The organism is Corynebacterium sp. LK2510, from assembly GCF_040946405.1.
Taxonomy (GTDB): Bacteria; Actinomycetota; Actinomycetes; order Mycobacteriales; family Mycobacteriaceae; genus Corynebacterium.
Genome location: NZ_JAYWLR010000008.1, coordinates 34,509 through 51,987, shown reverse-complemented (window position 1 = coordinate 51,987; position 17,479 = coordinate 34,509). Strand labels below are relative to the sequence as shown.

The following is a 17,479-nucleotide window of genomic DNA, read 5'->3' as shown; positions in this document are numbered from 1 at the left end:
AGCCATGTCCGAGAACAAACCCACCCGCCCGAAGCAGCCGAAGCTTGGAGTGCGCAACACACGCCAGCGGGAAGCGATCATCCGGGAGCTTCAGGACGTAGACAAATTCGTCTCGGCCCGGTACATCCACGAAAGGCTCGCAGCCGGACACGACAAGGTCGGCTTGACCACCGTGTACCGCACACTGCAAGCCTTAAACCAGGCAGGCGCCGTCGACGTCCTCCACAAGGCCGACGGTGAGACCCTGTACCGGCACTGCCTGTCCGAGGATCACCACCACCACCTCGTGTGCGCGCAGTGCGGCCGCAGCGAGGAAATTCCTGGCGGGCCCGTGGAAAAGTGGGCCCAGGTGGTGGCACAACGCTTCGGCTACGAGCTCGTCGGGCATGAGGCCGAGGTATATGGCGTGTGCCGGCCGTGCCAGGCGGCCAGGGAGTCGTCCGCGGGTTCTAGTTCTTCGGGTTAGAGTTCTTCGGGTTAGTTTTACGCGCTAGTTCTTCTCGATCGCGCCGCCGAAGCGGCGGTCGCGCTGCGCGTACTCGAGCACGGCATCGAACATGTCCTGCTTGGTGAAGTCTGGAAACAGCTTGTCTTGGTAGACCATCTCGGCGTAGGCGGACTGCCACAGCAGGAAGTTGGAGGTCCGTTTCTCCCCGCTCGGGCGCAGGAAGAGATCCACGTCCGGCATGTCGGCACGGTAGAGCCAGCGGCTGAACGTCTCCTCGGTGATATCGTTCGGGCGGATCTCACCTTTGCGGGCGGCGCTGACAATGTCGCGCACCCCGTCGACGATCTCGGCGCGGCCACCGTAGTTGATGCACATGGCCAGGGTCAGACCCGTGTTGTCCTGGGTGAGCTCCTCGGCCTTTTCCAGCTCGCGCAGCACGCTGCGCCACAGGCGGGGGCGCCGGCCCGCCCACACGATGCGGACGTTCTTCTCGTGCAGCTCCTCGCGCTGGCGGTGGAGCACGTCACGGGAGAAGCCCATGATGAAGCGGACTTCGTCCGCGTTGCGACGCCAGTTCTCCGTGGAGAAGGCGTAAGCCGAAAGCCACTCGACGGTGCCCATCTCGATGCACGCGTCGACGCAGTCCATCAGGACCGCCTCGCCCTTCTTGTGCCCCTCAGTGCGCTTGAGGCCCTGCTGCGCGGCCCAGCGGCCGTTGCCGTCCATCACGAGAGCGATGTGGCGAGGAATGAACTCCGGGCTGATCTCGATCATTTCTCTATTATGCCTGCTCCATAATCTTCAGACTGCGCACGGCCGACTCCACGTGCCACTGCAGGTGCGCGGTGGTAGCGCGGTGCACCCGTTCGGCGTGCTCGGCGGTGGTGGCGCGCCCGTTCTGGATCAGCCACATAGTGTGCAGGACCTCGGGGTCGACGTCCATCGCGCCCGGAGGGCGGCAGGTCGTACACACGGCCCCGCCTAACGACGGACTGAAGGCCGCATGCGGCCCGGGCGCGCCGCAGTTAGCGCACTCGAACAGCGACAGGCCCCACCCGGAATTCTCGGTGGCGCGCAGGATGAACGCGTCGAGGACGAGTGTGGGGTGGTCGTTGCCTTGGAGGCGGGTGAGCGCGTCGGAGGTGGCGTCGAAAAGCACTGCGTCGGCGAGGTCGGAGTAGCTGAGCTTTTCTGCTGTCTCCATGATCGCGCAGGCCGCGGTGTAGCGGTCGTAGTCGTCGATAATGCCCGCGCCGAAGTAGGCGACGGTGTCTGCTTGGGTGATGGTGGCCAGGTTGCGGCCCGGGTAGAGCTGGACGTCGATGTCCACGAACGGCTGGATTCGGGAGCCGAACCGCGACCGCGACTTGCGCACGCCCTTGGCCACCGCGCGCACGAGGCCGTGGGTACGGGTGAGCAGCACGACGACGCGGTCGGCCTCGCCGAAGTCGTAGGTGCGCACGACGAAGGCCCGGTCGCGGAAGCTGGGCTTTCTGGGCATGGCTCGGGCTAGAACCCGAGCCGGCCGAGGTGCTTCGGATCCTGCTGCCAGTTCTTCAGCACCTTGATGCGCAGGTCGAGGAAGACGTTCTGGCCGACGAGCTCGATGATCTGCTGGCGGGCGCGGTGGACAATGCCGCTGAGGCGGCGCCCGCCGGGGCCCTCGATGATGCGCTTCTGCCCGGGGCGCTCGAGGTACATCACAGCGTAGATCTTGACGCGGTCCGGGCGCTCGGGGTCGGGGTGCATCTCGTCGATTTGGACGGCGACGGAGTGCGGGAGTTCGTCGCGAAGCCCGCGAAGGGCTTCCTCGCGGATGAGCTCGGAGATGCGGGTTTCGATGTCCTCGTCGGTGGTGTGGCCCTCGGGGTAGAAGCGCGGGCCCTCGGGCAGGTGGTCGGTGAGCACCCGGGTGAGCACGTCGAGCTGGATCTGCTCGGTGGCGGAGACCGGCACGACCTCGCTGTCGCTGCCGAGCATCTCGTGCAGCTCGATCAGGCGCTCACCCACCTGGTCCTTGGATGCCTTGTCCAGCTTGGTCACGATGCCCACGATCGGGGTGTTCGGCTTCGACTCGCGGATCTTTTCCAGGATGTAGCGGTCGCCCGGGCCGATCTTTTCGTCAGCGGGCACCGTCAGGCCGATCAGGTCGACGTCTTGGAAGGTGTCTTTGACCACGTCGTTGAGGCGCTCGCCGAGCAGGGTGCGCGGGCGGTGCACGCCGGGGGTGTCGACGAGGACCAGCTGCGCGTTCTCCGTGTTGAGGATGCCGCGGATCGGGTGGCGCGTCGTTTCCGGCTGGTCGGCCATGATCGCGATCTTCTCCCCGACCAGCGCGTTCGTCAGTGTCGACTTGCCCGTGTTGGGCCGGCCAACGAAGCTGACGAATCCGCTGCGGAATCCGTCCGGAGTATCGGTGAAGCTGCTCATGACTAGGCAGTTTACTTGGTTCTTCGCCCTGGACACGCTTCGGGCTTGCATGCTCGAAAGTGTGTGCTATAGTGGGATCAGGAAAGGGGGAGAAATGCTCGCATCGCTTATCGACGACATTGAGACCGCACTCGATACCATCAACGCACAGCTCAACGACCCCTCAACTGTGTCTTTCAAGGAATTGCGACGCGATATGGAGCGCCTCGAACGCGTCGCTAACAAGAAAGCTTTCGCGGACGCAGCGTACGCATACATTTGCGAACGCGACGGTGCCGGCTCCGCTGTGGGAGCCAATTACGCCAACACCTATCTTGAGCGTGCCCTGGACATCTCCCCCGCCGAAGCGCAGTCGCGCCTCAGCCGGGGGCGCGATCTTTTCGGCCCCGCTTCCGAGCCCGAACCCGAGCCCTCGCTGGACTTCGACCCGGCCGAGCCAGGCGCAGATGAGTCCCCGCGCGAGGAAACCAAGCGCTCCTCCCAGTCAGTCAGCGCGGAGAAACAGACGATTATTGACCGCGCGCTGCGCAACCTCTCCAAGGAAGCACGCCACTGCCGCACCGCCATCCACCGCGAGGCGATGCGCGAGGCGCTGACCCGCTCCCCGCGTGACCTGCGCGCCTTTGTCACCCGCCTCGTTGACCAGGCCAACGCGAAGCACCGCCCGCGCCGCGACCCGAACGCCGGCTACGCCCAGCGCAACGTGCGCGCCGGCAAAGAGAAATCCGACGGCACGCGCGACGTCACCCTCACCATGACCGCCGGGCACTACGCCCTGTTCAAGGCGCTTCTCGACGCCAACTCGGGCCCCGGCTCCAATTGCCGCGACACAGCCTCCGCCAACGACAAGCGCCTCCCCGGCCAGCGGCGCTACGACCAGTTCTGGAACATCTTGCGCCAGTTCGAGGAGGGCCGGCAATCCGCCAACCGCGGCGCCGCCAGCGTCGTACTTTCCATTACTATGGACGACCTCATCGGCGCCGACTGGAACACGAAATTCTCTACCAACACCGGCGTCGAGCTCGACTGCTTCGAAATCCTGCGCCTCGGCCTCGGCGGCACGTCCGATTTCATCCTCCAGATCGACAGCGTGACAGGTGTCCCGCTCTCGCTCGGGCGGACCCGACTGGCCAGCGTGGAGCAGCGCATCGCACTTCTCGCCCTCCAGGGAGTGTGCGCCTGGGTCGGCTGCGACGCCCCCATGTCGGAAACCGAAGCCCACCACCTGCTGGCCTACATCCAGGGCGGGGCCACCGACATACACAACCTCGCCGGGCTGTGCCGCACCCACCACGCGTGCAACAACGACAACAGGGACGGCGCCGGAAACAAGGGATACCTCGACCGCGACCCCGCCACCGGCAGGTTGGGGGTTGTACCGGCCCACGGCGGCCCGATGGACACCAACGAAACGCTCGGCTTCCACTCCTCCGCGTGGGCGAAACTGCGCGCCCGGGGCCCAGGGCGCCCGGAGAATGCGGCAGCTGGCACCGACCCGCCACTGTTCCCGGCGACGAGACGCCGGCGAACCGCCTAAAGCTTCGTGACCTCGAACTGCATCTTCGGGTGCGCGTAGTGCTCCTGCGCCTCCACCAGCAACAGCTCCTGCGAGTCCGCCTCGTAGGTCATCTCCAGCATGCCGAACACCGACGACGCCGTGCGGGCCAGCGCCTCCGCGGCGTCGCCGGTGCGGATGTAGTGGCCCGTGAACAGCGCCGAGGTCACGTCCCCCGAACCGTTGCGCTTGAACGGCAATCGCGGAGTCTGGACAATCCAGGAACCCTTCTCGTCCGACATCAGCATCTCGATGAAGTTCTCCGTGTCGGCGTCCGGGCGCTCCACCGAGGTCACCAGCACCGTTGCCGGCCCCATCTCCTTGGCCTTCTCCACCGCGCTCAATGTCGACGCCAGATCAGTCGCCTCCACACCGGTGAGGTAGCCGAGCTCGAACTGGTTCGGGCTGATGATGTCCGCGACCGGCACCACGCGATCGCGCAGCAGAGGCGGGATGTTGTCCGAGACGAAGCAGCCTGACTTCTGGTTGCCCATGACCGGGTCGCACGCGTACACAGCTTCCGGGTTCTGGGCCTTCACGCGCGCAACGGCGTCGATGATCACGTCAGCGATGTCGTCGCCACCCTGGTATCCGGACAGGACAGCGTCCACGCGCCCCAGCGCCCCGCGAGCATCGAGACCGTCGATGATCGCGGCGACCTCGCTGGCAGGGATGAGCGGGCCCTTCCAGTCCCCATACCCGGTGTGGTTGGAGAAGTTCACGGTGTAGACCGGCCACACCTCATGCCCGATGCGCTGGAGGGGGAAGACGGCGGCGGAGTTACCCACGTGCCCGTAGGCAACCGCGGACTGAATGGAAAGGATGTTCATAACTTCCCATTGTGCACGCCCTAGTCCCGAGTTTGGTACTCATCCACCACGTCGGGCACCTCGACGAGCACCGAACGCACCTTCACGCGCCCGCGCCGGTCGCGCCCGCCCTCGGCGGTGAAGCGCAGACCGGACGCCTCGACAGTCGAACCGGGCAGGGGCACGCGCCCGAGCTTGTACGACAGAAGGCCGGCGAGCGTGTCGACGGAATCGATGACTTCGTCGTCGAAGGCCAGCTCGTAGCCGATGTCGTCGTAGAGGTAATCGACGAGGTCGTCCAACGGCAGTCGCCCGTGCGCGCGGTAGAGCCGCTCCCCGACCGCCTCGACGGGGGCTTCCTCGTCCTCGTCGTACTCGTCGGTGATCTCACCGACGATCTCCTCGAGGAGGTCCTCCATGGTGAGAAGCCCGGCGACGTTGCCGTATTCGTCGATAAGTATTGCTATGTGGGTGTTAATGCGCTGCATCTCCTGCAGCAGCACGTCGAGGGGCTTGGAGTCGGGGATGAACAGCGGCTCGCGCATCACCTCAACCACGCGGGTCGCCGGGTCGATCAGGTCCCCGGATTCATCGAACATGTCCTTCAGGTACACGATGCCGATGACATCGTCGACGTTTTCCCCGATCACGGGCACGCGGGAGTGCCCCGAACGCACCATAAGCCGGATAGTCTGGCTCGCGATCTTCTCCGCCTCGATCCAGATCATCTCGGGCCGCGGCACCATCACCTGGCGCGAGTACGTCTCGGCCAGGTCGAAGATGTTCTGGATCATGCGGTGCTCGGTCGTCTCCACCACGCCCTGTTCCTGGGCGATGTCGACCATCTCGCGCAACTCCACTTCGGTGGAGTACGGCCCGTCGCGGAAGTCGCGGCCCGGGTGGAAGATGTTGCCCACCCAGATCAGCACGCGGGCGACCGGGCCGAAGATTGTGTTGAACAGCACCAGCCACTGCGCCGCCCGCAGCGAGATCGTGTACGGGTTGCGCCGCCCCGCCGTGCGGGCGAACACACCGATCACGCTGAACTGCGCCGCCGTCACGCCGAGGATCGCGGCCGTGATCCCCCAGACCTCGGACGAGATCAGGTCGGTGAAGAACATCGAGGCGAACACCGCTGCGGTCACGTCCAGGATGGTCACCAGCATGACCAGCACATTGATGTGGCTGGCGCGGTGCTCGACAACGCGCAACAGGGCGTTGGCCCCGGAGACGTCGTCTTTGACCATCGTCTCCACGCGCGCCCGCGAGATCGGGCGCAGGGCAGACTCGATGGAACCCAACAGGCCGGAGAGCAGCAGCGCGACGAGGGCGACTGCGGCGTAAGGAATGGTCAGCTCCACTTAGCGCTGTTCCCTCATCTTTCGGTCCAGTTCCTCACGGTCCGCCGCCGAGGGGAAGGCGTGCGCGCCCGCCGGCTTGGGCTGGTAGGAGGCACCGCGCGCGGAGAGGTCGTCGTACCAGTCGGCGAGGATCTCGTTCTGCAGGGCGAACATCTCGCGCTCGTCCTCGGGCGCGATGTGGTCGTAGCCCAGCAGGTGCAGCACGCCGTGCACGGTAAGCAGTGCCAGCTCGTGGCCCAAGTCGTGGCCGGCCATCTCCGCCTGCTTCCGGTCATAGGCCGGGCAGAGGATGATGTCGCCCAGCACCGCGGCGCCCAGCGGGGACGCGTCGGGGCGCCCGCCGCCGGGGGTGAGCTCGTCCATGGGGAAGCTCATCACATCGGTCGGGCCCTCTAAGTCCATCCAGCGGACGTGGAGGTCGGACATCGTGGGTTCGTCGACAAGCGTGATGGTGGCCTCGGTGTCGGGGTGGACATCCATGGCGGTGAGTGCGAACGAGCAGACGTCGACAAGCATTTCCTCGTTGACGTCCGCCTCCCCGGACTCGTTCAGGACCTCGATGCTCATTCGTAGATGCCCTCCTCGCGCTGCTTCTGCTTGCGCTCGTAGCGCTTCGCGTTCTGCGCGTCGTGTGTGTCGTAGGCGGCGACGATCGCCGAAATGAGGTGGTGGCGCACGACGTCCTCGGCGCGCAGCTCCTCGAAGTGGATCCCGTCGATCTCGCCCAAGATGCGGCGCGCGACGCGCAGGCCGGACACCGTGCCGCTGGGCAGATCGACCTGGGAGATATCGCCTGTGACCACCATCTTCGAGCCGAAGCCCAAGCGGGTCAGGAACATCTTCATCTGGCTGCCGGTGGTGTTCTGGGCCTCGTCGAGGATCACGAAGGCGTCGTTAAGCGTGCGCCCACGCATGTACGCCAGCGGCGCGACCTCGATGATGCCGGCGTCCATGAGCTTCGGAATCATCTCGGGGTCGAGCATGTCGCGCAACGCGTCGTAGAGCGGGCGCAGGTAGGGGTCGATCTTGTCGTTCAGCGTGCCCGGCAGAAAGCCGAGCTTCTCCCCCGCCTCGACGGCCGGGCGGGTGAGAATAATGCGCTTGACCTCTTTGGACTGCAGCGCCTGGACCGCCTTCGCCACCGCGAGGTACGTCTTTCCTGAACCGGCCGGACCGATGCCGAAGGTGATCGTGTTCTCGTCGATCGCGTCGACGTAGCGGCGCTGGCCCGCCGTCTTCGGGCGGATCACCTTGCCGCGGCGCGCGACGATCTCGGCGCCGAGCATCTCCGCGACCGACTCCGGCGCCTCGTTCTCCATAATGCGGGTGGCGTGGACAACCGTGTCGGGGTTGATCGGCACCCCACGCCGCGCCATCGACTCCAGCTCGTCGAGCACGCGGGCAGCGTAGGCGACATCGACCGCCGCGCCACGGATGGTCACGGTCGTGCCACGCGCGTGCACCCCTGCAGCCAGCTGCTGGTTAATGACACGCAGGTTGTCGTCGTTGACGCCGAGCACGGACTGAGCGTAGGCAGGGTCCAGCTCTACCTTGCGGGTCAGCAGTTCTTCCATGTGGCCCAACCCTACCAGCGGGCGGTCAACGCCCCGATGGCGCTCAGCGCCGCGAGCCCCGCCGACGCCGTCCGCAACACCTCGGGGCCGAGGCGCACCGCCGTGCCACCGATCTCCGCGAGCTCATCGTCGCCGATGCCGCCCTCCGGGCCGATAACCAACGCGATGTCGTCGGCGAATTCCACCTCGCGCAGCGTCACCTGCGCCGACTCGTGCAACACGAGCACCTGCTTGCCGGCCAGGGCCGCGGCCAACTGGTTCGTGGTCACCGGCTCCGCCACAGTGGGCACCCAGGCGCGGCGCGACTGCTTCGCCGCCGAGACCGCGGCGTTGCGCCACTTCTCCACCTGCTTGGCCTGTTTGTCCTTCGGCCAGCGCGCCACCGTGCGGTGCGAGATCCACGGGACGATCTCGTCGGCGCCGCCCTGCACGGCCAAGTCGACGGCCAGCTCGGCGCGCTCCGACTTCGGGATCGCCTGGACGATGGTCACGCGCGGCGTGGGCTGGGGCACCGTGGTCACCGCGACCACGTCGCCGACCAGGGTGTCCTTGCCGTGGACGGCGGTGACCTCGACCTCGGCGGCGGTGCCGGAGCCGTCGGTAAGCATGACGCGCTCGCCCGGCGCGATGCGCTTGACCGTCACCGCGTGGCGGCCCTCCGGCCCGTCGAGGCGGCCCGAGGTTGGGTCAGAACACAGGAAATACGGCAGGCTCATGGTTGCTTATCACTTCGCTTATCGACGAAACCTGTCACGCACGCGGGAGAAGAACCCGTCGTCGCGGCCCGTGGACTCCGTCGCCACCTCGGGCGTGCCGGCGTGGGCCTCGCGCAGCTGCTCGAGGAGCTCGCGGTCGGCGCGGCCGAGCTCCGTCGGCACCGCCACCTGCACGTGGGCGACCATGTCGCCGGCGCCCTCGGCACGCAGGCGCGGCATGCCCTCGCCGGCGAGCACGATCTGCTCGTTCGGCTGGGTTCCGGCCGGGACCTCGATGGTGGTCACGCCGCCGGCGAGGTTGTCCACGTTGATGGTGGTGCCCAGCGCGGCGTCGTACATCGGCACCGCCAAGCGCAGGTGCAGGTCGTTTCCGTCGCGCACGAACACGCGGTGCGGCAGGGTCTGGACCTCCACATACAGGTCACCGGCGGGCCCGCCGCCGTGGCCGACCTCACCCTGGCCCGCCATGCGGATGCGCATGCCCGAGGCGATGCCGGCAGGAATGCTCACCGTCAGGTCGCGGCGCGCGCGCACGCGGCCGTCGCCGGCGCACTGGCGGCACGGGTCCTGGATGATCTCGCCGAAACCGTGGCACTTCGGGCAGTCGCGGCTGGTCATGACGTTGCCCAGGATGGACTGCTGCACCTCCTGGACCGAGCCCGACCCCTGGCAGTGGTCGCAGGTGACGGGCTTCGACTTCGATTCCGAACCGGTGCCCTGACAGACGTCGCACAGCACGGCGGTATCGACGGTGACTTCCTTCTTCACACCGCTGAACGCCTCTTCCAGCGTCACGGCGGTGCGCAGCAATGCGTCGTTGCCCGGCTGCACGCGCGAGCGCGGGCCCCGCCCGCCCCCGCCGGTGCCGCCGAAGAAAGCCTCGAAGAAGTCACCGAAGCCGCCGAAGCCACCCGGCCCGCCGGCGCCACCCATGCCGCCGTGCTCCATTGGGTCGCCACCGCGGTCGACGATGCGGCGCTTCGCCGGGTCGAGCAGCACCTCCTGCGCCAGCGAGATCTCAGCGAACTTCTCCGCCGCCTCGCTGGACGGGTTCACGTCCGGGTGGAACTTCCGGGCGAGCTTGCGGTACGCCTTCTTGATCTCCTGCTCGGTGGCCTCGCGGTCGACGCCGAGGATCCCGTAGTAGTCACGAGCCAATGTAGTAATCCGTACCTTTCATGACTGTTCACGCATGTTCACAACTGATCACAACTGATCACAACTGCCAAGTGTTATTCGCCCCGGAGCACGCGACTGATGTAGCGGGCGACCGTGGCAACCTTCTGAATGGTACCGGGGTAGTCCATGTGGGTCGGACCGACCACACCCAGACCGCCGAGCGCCGCGCCGCCGGAGCCGTACGCTGTTGTAACAATCGAGGCTGAAGAAAACTCCTCCTCCTCGTTCTCGCGCCCGATGCGCACCGAGACCTGCTCGAGTTCCTGGGCGCTGGCCAGCAGTTTGAGCACGACCACCTGCTCTTCGAGCGCGCCGATCACACTGTGCAGGTCGCCGACACCGTGGCTCAGGTTGGCCGCGCCCGCGATGATGAGCCGGTCCGAGGGGGTCTCCACGAGCGTGTCGATGAGCACCGCGGTGGCGTGCTCGACGGCCGCAACGATCTCGGGCGCGGCGTTGTCGGCGCGCACCTTGGCCGCGAGGCTGGCCAAAGACGAGGACGCGTCCGCCATGGTCTTGCCCACCAGCACCGCGTTCAGCGTGTCGCGCAGCTGCACCACGCCGTCGGCGCTGATGGGGCCGGCGAGCTCCACGTTGCGCTGGTCCACGCGCCCGGAGTCCGTGATGAGCACGAGCAGCAGCCGCGAGGGAGAAAGAGCGACAACCTCGCAATGCTTGACGCGGGTGACGTCGAGTGTGGGCAGCTGCACCACCGCAGCTTGGTTGGTGACCTTGGCTAGCAGCTGCACGGAGCGGCGCAGGACATCTTCGAGGTCGACGCCGTTTTCGAGGAAGTCGAGGATGGCGTGGCGCTCGCGCGAGGAGAGCGGCTTGACGTCGTGAAGCGCGTCCACGAAGGCCCGGTAGCCCAGCTCCGTCGGGACGCGCCCCGAGCTGGAGTGCGGCTGGGCGATGTAGCCCTCGCGCTCGAGCACGGCCATGTCGTTGCGGATCGTCGCCGAACTCACCGGGATCGCGTGGCGCTCCACCAGTGCCTTCGACCCCACCGGCTCCTGCATCGCGATGTAGTCGGCCACGATCGCCCGCAACACCGCTTGCCTGCGCTCATCGGCCGCGCTCATGGTGCGCCTCCTTCCGAAACTTTGTGGCGTCCGTGTGCTGGACCTGCCTACAACTGGCTGCAATCCTACCCAGCGCTACTCGGCGGCGAGGATGTCGGTGATGATGCCGTCCGCCAGCAACCGGCCGCGGTCAGTCACCGCCACCCGCTCCCCGACTGCCAATAGCCCCGCGGCCGCATGCTTATCGACGACCCCCCGAGCCGCCTCCCCGATCCACGAGCGCGGCACCCCCTCGCGAAGCCTCAGCCCCAGCATGATGCGCTCGAAGTGGCGCGCCTCGGCACTGATGTCCTCGCGCTCCGCGATCGGCAGCTCGCCGGCGCCGAGCATCTCGTTGTAGCGCTCCGGGCGCTTGACGTTGACCAGCCGCTGCCCGCCAACGTCGCCGTGCGCTCCCGGGCCGGCACCCCACCACTGCCCACCGCGCCAGTAGAGCAGGTTGTGGCGGCACTGCCCACCCGGCGCGGCCCAGTTGGACACCTCGTACCAGCCGAAACCTGCCTCGTCGAGGGTGTTCGCGATCAGCTCGTAGCGATCGGCGTAGACGTCCTCCTCCGGGGCGGGCAGCTCCCCGCGGCGGATCTTGCGGGCCATCGCCGTTCCGTCCTCCACGATGAGCGAGTAGGCGGAGACGTGGTCCACGCCCGCGCTGAGCACCGCGTCGAGGGTCGCGCGGACGTCGTCGTCATTCTCGGTGGGCGTGCCGTAAATCATGTCGAGGTTGACGTGGTCGAACCCGGCCGCCCGGGCCTCGCGGGCGGCGGCGACGGCGCGGCCCGGGGTGTGGCGGCGGTCCAGGACGCGCAGCACCGGGGTCGAGGCGGATTGCATGCCGAGGGAGACGCGGTTAAACCCGGCGTCGAGAAGCCCGGCGAAGTACTGCGGGCTCGTGCTCTCGGGGTTGGATTCCGTGGTGACCTCGGCGCCGGGGCGCAGGCCGAAGGTGGCGCGCACCATCTCGAGTACCCGGCCCAGGCCCTCGGCACCGAGTAGTGAGGGCGTGCCTCCACCGACAAAGACGGTGTCGGCGGGGCTGGCCCCGCTCGCCGCGGCCGCCAGCTCGAGCTCGCGCGCCAGCGAGCTCAAGTACGCCTCATATGACGACGTCGTCTCCGCGGGCGTGTAGGTGTTGAAGTCGCAGTACCCGCAGCGCGAGGCGCAGAACGGGACGTGCACGTACACGCCGAAAGTGTCAGACATGGCACTCAATAGTAGGCGTTGCCGCAGCGCGAACCCTAAGCTCCGCGGCGCGAACGCTTCGCGGCTACCTTGGCCACGATCGCGTCGATGCGGGCGCGCTCGACCAGAAACGCCGGCGGGTTCGACCCACGCATCGTGCGGGTGAATGCGGGGTGGTCGACGCAGACGGTCTCGATCCAGCCCTCCACCGCGGCCTCCACAAGCTCGCCGACGCGGGCGTAGAGGTGCGGCAGCGACACCGCGCCCAGCTCGCGGGCGACTAGGTCGGTCTGCTCGAGGGTGAACTCGACGATCTCGGTGAGGTGCTGCACGGCCAGGTCGGTGCGCCCGGTCAGTGCGTCGTGCATGGTGCGCACCGAAAACGGCGCCTGCAGCGGGTAAATGTCCTCGAGGCTGGCGGCGTCGAGGACATCGGGCTCCGGCACGCGCTCCTCCGGGCTGGCGGAGGCGGACAGGACCCCGGCGCGCATGCCGGTGGTCAGGGCCTGGCGCAACCCGATGAGCTCGCCGACGACGCGGCGGGCGTCCTGGCGGGCGTCGTCGACGATCTCGGAGAACTCGGCCAGGCAATCATCGGTGAGCTCGCCGTCGTAGTCGGCGATCGCTTCGGCGATGTGCTCCGTGTACTCCGCAACCTCGTCACCGATGTTGTAGATCTCCTGCGTCAACTCTCGGTGGCGCAACATCGCTGCGGTTTTGCGCACGGCACACCCCCTTTTCACACACTCTGTCCGGAGCCTGGCAATTCGTCCGGGAAACTGGAAAGGATGTTAGGCCACACTGGGCCGCAATCGGCGGCGGCGCGCCGTGATGGCCACGGCGATGGTCCCAGTGATCGCTTAACGACGATAGAGCGCGTCAATGTCCTCAGCGAAGCGGCGGAAAACAACATTGCGCTTGACCTTGAGAGTCGGGGTCATCTCGTCGTCCTGCTCGCTGAGGTCGCGATCTAGAATGCGGAACTTCTTGATCGCCTCGGCGTGGCTCACCGTCGCGTTCGCCACGTTCACCGCGTCCTGAACCTCAGCCTGCAGCAGCGGCGAGGTCACCAGCTCCTTGATTGTGGCGGACTCCGGGATGTTGTGGCGCGCCTTCCAGCGCCGCACCTCGTCGGCGTCAAGGGTGACCAGCAGGCCGACGAAGGGTTTGCCGTCGCCGACGACGAGCGCGTTAGAGATCAACGGGTCCTGGCGGATGATCTCCTCGAGCGGGCCCGGGGAGACATTCTTGCCGCCCGCGGTGACAATGAGGTCCTTCTTGCGCCCGGTGATGCGCACGTACCCGTCCGCGTCGATCTCGCCGAGGTCGCCGGTGTTGAACCAGCCGTCGGCCTTCGCCTCGGCGGTGGCGTCCTCGTTGCCCCAATAGGAGCGGAACACGCCGGGGCCGCGGAACTCGATTTCACCGTCGGCGCTGAGGCGCACCTCGTAGCCCTCGACGGGGCGGCCAACAGTGCCGATGCGCTGCTCGACGCTGTTGTTCACGCACGCCGCGGCGGTCGTCTCGGTCAGCCCGTAGCCCTCGTAGATGGGAATGCCCATGCCGCGGAAGAAGTGGCTGATCTCCGGGCTCATCGCCGAGCCGCCGGTGATGCCGTAGGCAACATCGCCGCCGATGCCGGATTTGATCTTGCTGTAGACCAACCGGTCGAAGACGCGGTGCGCGGCCTTGAGCGCGAACGAGGGCCCCTCCGGGGTGTCGAGGGCGCGCGAGTAAGCAATCGCGGCCTTCTCGGCTGCCAGGAAGATGCGCTTGCCAGCGCCCGACCCGTCCGCCGCCTTGTTGTACGCGGCGTTGCGCACCTTCTCGAACACGCGCGGCACGCCCAGGACCATGGTCGGACGGACACGCTGCAGCTCCACCGCGATCGAGGAGGTGTCGGACCAGTGGGTCTGCGTCGCACCGTGGATGGTCAACGCGGTCGCGACGGCGCGCTGGAGCACGTGCGCCAGCGGCAAGAACGTCACCACGCGGTTGCCGGGGCTGGCCACCTCACCGATCGGGTTGGCCACTAACGCGGTGGTCTGGTGGATCCAGTTGCCGTGGGTCAGCTCCACGCCCTTCGGCCGGCCGGTGGTGCCGGAGGTGTAGACGATCGAGGCGAGGTCGTCGTGGGTAAGTGCGGTAATGCGGGCGTCGATAAGCTCGCGGGCGACATCCGCGCCTGCCTCGACCAGCTGGTCCAGGCCCCCGGCGGTAATTTCGACGATCGTGTGCAGCTTGGAGCTCGAGCCCGCCAGGCGCGGCGTGCCGTCGGGCTGCACCTGGAAGGTCGCCATGTCGCGGGCGTTGTCCGCCGATTCCACGATGGCGATCTCGGCGCCGGTGTCCTCGAGGATCCACTGGATCTGGTGCGGCGAACTCGACGGGTAAATCGGCACGGTGACGGCACCCGCCGCCCAAATGGCGAAGTCGGCGAGCTGCCACTCGTAGCGGGTGTTGCTCAGCAGCACGACGCGATCGCCCACCTTCACACCGCTGGCCACGAGCCCGCGGGCCAGGGCGTGAACCTCGCGGAGGAACTCGCCGGCGGTGACGTCGACCCAGTAGTAGTTCTCCGGCCGCGAGAACAGCACGAGGTCGGGGTGGGTGGTGCATAGGTCGACCAATTCGGAGATGCAGGTCGTGCCCGGCTCGATCTCAAATCGCGCCGGAGTGGTGTAAGTTGCGCTAGTCATGTGCTGCAGGCTACCCGTGCTGCGGCCGCCGCCGCATGGCTTGCTGCGCCCGCTGCGCCGCCGGTGGGCATTTTTGGCACAATGGCGTGTTGTGACGAACGCGGAACTCCTTCGGACCCTGGCCACCTCATACGGATTCGGCCTGAACTACCGGGCCTCGAACGGGGTGCTCACCGAACCACCGCACACTTCCTTTATTGCGCTGCTGAAGGCACTCGGCCTGCCGCTGAGCGAGAACCCCAGCGACGAGGAGCTGCGCTTCTTCATCGACGAGCGCCGCCAGCACTGGGCCACCGCAGCCCTGCCGCCGTGCGTGGTCGCCACCGCGGGTGCCGAGAAGCACTTCAACGTCCACGTCCACGACGGCCACCCGGCTCACGTGTGGATCGAGCTCGAGGACGGCACGCCTCGCGACGCCTACCAGGACGAAAACTGGGCCGAGCCCGTCGCCGTCGACGGCGTGACCTGGGGCGAGGCCACCTTCCACGTGCCCGGCGACCTACCCACCGGATGGCACACCCTCCACCTCGAGTCCGACAATTTTAAGGCCTCGTGTGCGCTGATCGTCGTGCCCGAGACCCTGCGCACGAACCAGCGCTACACCGCCGAGCCCGCCTTCGGCGTCATGGCGCAGCTGTACTCCGTGCGCTCGGACGACTCCTGGGGCATCGGCGACTTTGCTGATCTGGCCCGCCTCGCCGAGGTCGTCGCCGCCGAGGGCGCGGACTACCTGCTGATCAACCCGGTGCATGCGGCCCAGCCCGTCCCGCCGATCGAGGATTCGCCCTACCTGCCCACCACCAGGCGCTTCGTCAACCCCATCTACATCGCCGTCGAGGCCGTGCCCGAGTTCGCGCGGCTCGACCGCCCCACCGCGGCCGAGGTCGCCGAGCTCACCGCCCCGCTGAAGGCGACCAACCGCAGCGCCGAGCCCATCGAGCGCAACCCGATCTATCAGGTCAAACTCGACGTGCTGCGCGAACTGTTCTACCTCGCGGAGGACGACGCCGACCGCCGCGGCGACTTCGAGGCCTTCCTCGCGGACGAAGGCGAGGGCCTGCGCGAGTTCGGCGAGTGGTGCGCCGAAGAAGCTGCCCGGGCCGAGTCGGGCGCAGACACCGAGGCCGGGGCCCACCATGTGACCACCCCCGGCGAAGACGACACCGCGGAGCTTGCCCGCTTCTACATGTGGCTGCAGTTCGTCGCCGACGAGCAGCGCCGCACCGCCCAGGAGCGCGCCGAGGCAGCAGGCATGCGCATCGGCATCGTCACCGACCTCGCCGTGGGCGTGCACCCCGGCGGCGCCGACGCGCACACCCTGAGCGATGTTTTGGTGGCAGGCGCCTCCGTCGGCGCCCCGCCGGACCAGTTTTCCCAGCAGGGCCAGGACTGGTCGCAGCCGCCGTGGAACCCGCAGGCGCTGGCCGAGTCGGGCTACGCGGCGTGGCGCGACCTGCTGCGCACCGTACTGCGCCACTCCGGCGGTATCCGCGTCGACCACATCCTCGGGCTGTTCCGCCTGTTCTGGATCCCGCGCATGGGCCGCCCCGCCGAGGGCGCATACATGACCTACGACCACGAGGCGATGGTGGGCATCCTCGCGCTCGAGGCAGAGCGCGCCGGCGCCGTGGTCGTGGGCGAGGACATGGGCACCTTCGAGCCGTGGGTTCAGGACGTGCTGCGCGACAAGGGCATGCTGGGCACCAGCGTGGTGTGGTTCGAGTCCACTCCCCCGGGAGGCACCCCGCTGCCACAGAACCAGTACCGCCACCTGGCGCTGTCCTCGGTGGGCACCCACGATCTTCCGCCAACCGCCGGCTACCTCAACGGCGCGCACAATGCGCTGCGCGTCGAGCTCGGCCTGGTCGAGGAAAGCCTCGAGCAGCTCAACGCCGCCGACGCCGCCTGGCACGCAGCCGTGCTGGACATGGCACGGGCGTCTGGTGCCTTCGACGGCACCTCGCTCGCGGACACCGACTTCGCGCGCGCGATGGTCATGGATGCCGACGAGCCGGTGGAGTTCACCGCGGACCAGGTCGCCGACCTGCTAGTGGGCCTCAATCGCTTCATCGCCGGCACCCCGTCAGCGCTGACCTGCGTCAACCTCGTCGACATGGTGGGCGACACCCGCATCCAAAACCAGCCGGGAACCAACTCGGAGCAATACTCCAACTGGTGCATCCCGCTTACCGACGCCACCGGCACCGCCGTCACAATCGACGACCTGCCCGGCAACGACTTGTTCGTGCGGGTCGCGCGCGCCTCGCGCAGGAACTGACGAAGCGGCTAGAGCTAGAGCATGCTGGCCAGCCCGGCCACGATGACCAGGGCGAGCATGGCGAACAGGGCCTGAGTGACGCGCGACTGCGGGTACTTGCGGCGCGACTTCGGCAGCTGCTGGTCTTGCCTGCGGAGCTCTTCGGGGTTGGCCATGGTTGCGCAGTCTA

17 protein-coding genes are annotated in these 17,479 nt (G+C 67.5%); 3 read left to right on the top strand and 14 right to left on the bottom strand.

The window, feature by feature from the left end; all coding sequences use genetic code 11:
• The first annotated feature begins 4 nt into the window (after positions 1-4).
• Positions 5-466 (top strand): Fur family transcriptional regulator, encoded by a 462-nt coding sequence (locus tag VVR41_RS06075; RefSeq protein ID WP_321101451.1) that lies wholly within the window; start codon positions 5-7, stop codon positions 464-466.
• 24 nt (positions 467-490) lie between these two features.
• Here the strand turns inward: VVR41_RS06075 and VVR41_RS06070 are convergent, their stop codons facing one another.
• Genes VVR41_RS06070 through era form a run of 3 tightly spaced genes read right to left on the bottom strand, consistent with a single transcriptional unit; the run spans position 491 to position 2,878 of the window.
• Entirely contained in the window at positions 491-1,222 is a 732-nt protein-coding gene (locus tag VVR41_RS06070) for an isoprenyl transferase (RefSeq protein WP_368524010.1), read from the bottom strand.
• A gap of 7 nt (positions 1,223-1,229) precedes the next feature.
• A complete protein-coding gene (recO, locus tag VVR41_RS06065; RefSeq protein ID WP_368524009.1) occupies positions 1,230-1,949 on the bottom strand; it encodes a DNA repair protein RecO in 720 nt (239 codons plus the stop codon).
• A gap of 8 nt (positions 1,950-1,957) precedes the next feature.
• Positions 1,958-2,878, bottom strand: a complete 921-nt coding sequence (gene era / locus VVR41_RS06060) for a GTPase Era (protein ID WP_368524008.1) — start codon at positions 2,876-2,878, stop codon at positions 1,958-1,960.
• Positions 2,879-2,972: 94 nt separating this feature from the next.
• Here era and VVR41_RS06055 point away from each other — a divergent pair, with 94 nt between their 5' ends.
• A complete protein-coding gene (locus VVR41_RS06055) occupies positions 2,973-4,415 on the top strand; it encodes a DUF222 domain-containing protein (protein WP_368524007.1) in 1,443 nt (480 codons plus the stop codon).
• On the opposite strand, the gene pdxY is transcribed toward VVR41_RS06055, so the two are convergent.
• From pdxY to VVR41_RS06005, 10 genes are all read right to left on the bottom strand, one after another.
• Positions 4,412-5,263, bottom strand: coding sequence for a pyridoxal kinase PdxY (gene pdxY, locus VVR41_RS06050; protein ID WP_368524006.1), 852 nt, complete (start codon positions 5,261-5,263; stop codon positions 4,412-4,414). The two genes, VVR41_RS06055 and pdxY, sit on opposite strands and share 4 nt — an antisense overlap.
• A 20-nt stretch (positions 5,264-5,283) precedes the next feature.
• Complete coding sequence (locus VVR41_RS06045; RefSeq protein ID WP_368524005.1) at positions 5,284-6,603, bottom strand: hemolysin family protein; 1,320 nt, start codon at positions 6,601-6,603, stop codon at positions 5,284-5,286.
• Positions 6,604-7,170 (bottom strand): rRNA maturation RNase YbeY, encoded by a 567-nt coding sequence (ybeY, locus tag VVR41_RS06040; protein WP_321101697.1) that lies wholly within the window; start codon positions 7,168-7,170, stop codon positions 6,604-6,606.
• On the bottom strand, positions 7,167-8,177 hold the full coding sequence (locus VVR41_RS06035) for a PhoH family protein (protein WP_321101699.1): 1,011 nt from the start codon (positions 8,175-8,177) through the stop codon (positions 7,167-7,169). The genes ybeY and VVR41_RS06035 overlap by 4 nt, the downstream gene beginning before the upstream one ends.
• An 11-nt stretch (positions 8,178-8,188) precedes the next feature.
• Entirely contained in the window at positions 8,189-8,893 is a 705-nt protein-coding gene (locus tag VVR41_RS06030) for a 16S rRNA (uracil(1498)-N(3))-methyltransferase (protein WP_368524004.1), read from the bottom strand.
• A gap of 18 nt (positions 8,894-8,911) precedes the next feature.
• Entirely contained in the window at positions 8,912-10,051 is a 1,140-nt protein-coding gene (gene dnaJ, locus VVR41_RS06025) for a molecular chaperone DnaJ (RefSeq protein ID WP_368524003.1), read from the bottom strand.
• A 74-nt stretch (positions 10,052-10,125) separates the two neighbouring features.
• Positions 10,126-11,154, bottom strand: coding sequence for a heat-inducible transcriptional repressor HrcA (hrcA, locus tag VVR41_RS06020; RefSeq protein ID WP_368524002.1), 1,029 nt, complete (start codon positions 11,152-11,154; stop codon positions 10,126-10,128).
• 75 nt (positions 11,155-11,229) lie between these two features.
• Positions 11,230-12,354: a radical SAM family heme chaperone HemW gene (hemW, locus tag VVR41_RS06015; RefSeq protein WP_368524001.1), complete on the bottom strand. Its 1,125-nt coding sequence runs from the start codon at positions 12,352-12,354 to the stop codon at positions 11,230-11,232.
• A gap of 35 nt (positions 12,355-12,389) precedes the next feature.
• Positions 12,390-13,058 (bottom strand): hypothetical protein, encoded by a 669-nt coding sequence (locus tag VVR41_RS06010; protein ID WP_321101708.1) that lies wholly within the window; start codon positions 13,056-13,058, stop codon positions 12,390-12,392.
• Between the two features lie 135 nt (positions 13,059-13,193).
• Entirely contained in the window at positions 13,194-15,032 is a 1,839-nt protein-coding gene (locus VVR41_RS06005; RefSeq protein WP_368524000.1) for a long-chain fatty acid--CoA ligase, read from the bottom strand.
• Positions 15,033-15,123: 91 nt separating this feature from the next.
• On the opposite strand from VVR41_RS06005, the gene malQ reads away from it, so the two are divergent.
• Entirely contained in the window at positions 15,124-17,310 is a 2,187-nt protein-coding gene (gene malQ, locus VVR41_RS06000; RefSeq protein ID WP_368523999.1) for a 4-alpha-glucanotransferase, read from the top strand.
• A 14-nt stretch (positions 17,311-17,324) separates the two neighbouring features.
• Here malQ and VVR41_RS05995 read toward each other — a convergent pair whose 3' ends face one another.
• Positions 17,325-17,465, bottom strand: coding sequence for a hypothetical protein (locus tag VVR41_RS05995; RefSeq protein WP_321101714.1), 141 nt, complete (start codon positions 17,463-17,465; stop codon positions 17,325-17,327).
• Positions 17,466-17,479 lie beyond the last annotated feature (14 nt).

Coding starts and splice junctions, on each gene's coding strand:
- pdxY (WP_368524006.1), bottom strand. CDS start 5,263: ATGAACATCCTTTCCATTCAGTCCGCGGTTGCCTACGGGCACGTGGGT.
- VVR41_RS06055 (WP_368524007.1), top strand. CDS start 2,973: ATGCTCGCATCGCTTATCGACGACATTGAGACCGCACTCGATACCATC.
- VVR41_RS05995 (WP_321101714.1), bottom strand. CDS start 17,465: ATGGCCAACCCCGAAGAGCTCCGCAGGCAAGACCAGCAGCTGCCGAAG.
- VVR41_RS06035 (WP_321101699.1), bottom strand. CDS start 8,177: ATGGAAGAACTGCTGACCCGCAAGGTAGAGCTGGACCCTGCCTACGCT.
- VVR41_RS06005 (WP_368524000.1), bottom strand. CDS start 15,032: ATGACTAGCGCAACTTACACCACTCCGGCGCGATTTGAGATCGAGCCG.
- hrcA (WP_368524002.1), bottom strand. CDS start 11,154: ATGAGCGCGGCCGATGAGCGCAGGCAAGCGGTGTTGCGGGCGATCGTG.
- recO (WP_368524009.1), bottom strand. CDS start 1,949: ATGCCCAGAAAGCCCAGCTTCCGCGACCGGGCCTTCGTCGTGCGCACC.
- VVR41_RS06030 (WP_368524004.1), bottom strand. CDS start 8,893: ATGAGCCTGCCGTATTTCCTGTGTTCTGACCCAACCTCGGGCCGCCTC.
- VVR41_RS06075 (WP_321101451.1), top strand. CDS start 5: ATGTCCGAGAACAAACCCACCCGCCCGAAGCAGCCGAAGCTTGGAGTG.
- era (WP_368524008.1), bottom strand. CDS start 2,878: ATGAGCAGCTTCACCGATACTCCGGACGGATTCCGCAGCGGATTCGTC.
- ybeY (WP_321101697.1), bottom strand. CDS start 7,170: ATGAGCATCGAGGTCCTGAACGAGTCCGGGGAGGCGGACGTCAACGAG.
- VVR41_RS06070 (WP_368524010.1), bottom strand. CDS start 1,222: ATGATCGAGATCAGCCCGGAGTTCATTCCTCGCCACATCGCTCTCGTG.
- hemW (WP_368524001.1), bottom strand. CDS start 12,354: ATGTCTGACACTTTCGGCGTGTACGTGCACGTCCCGTTCTGCGCCTCG.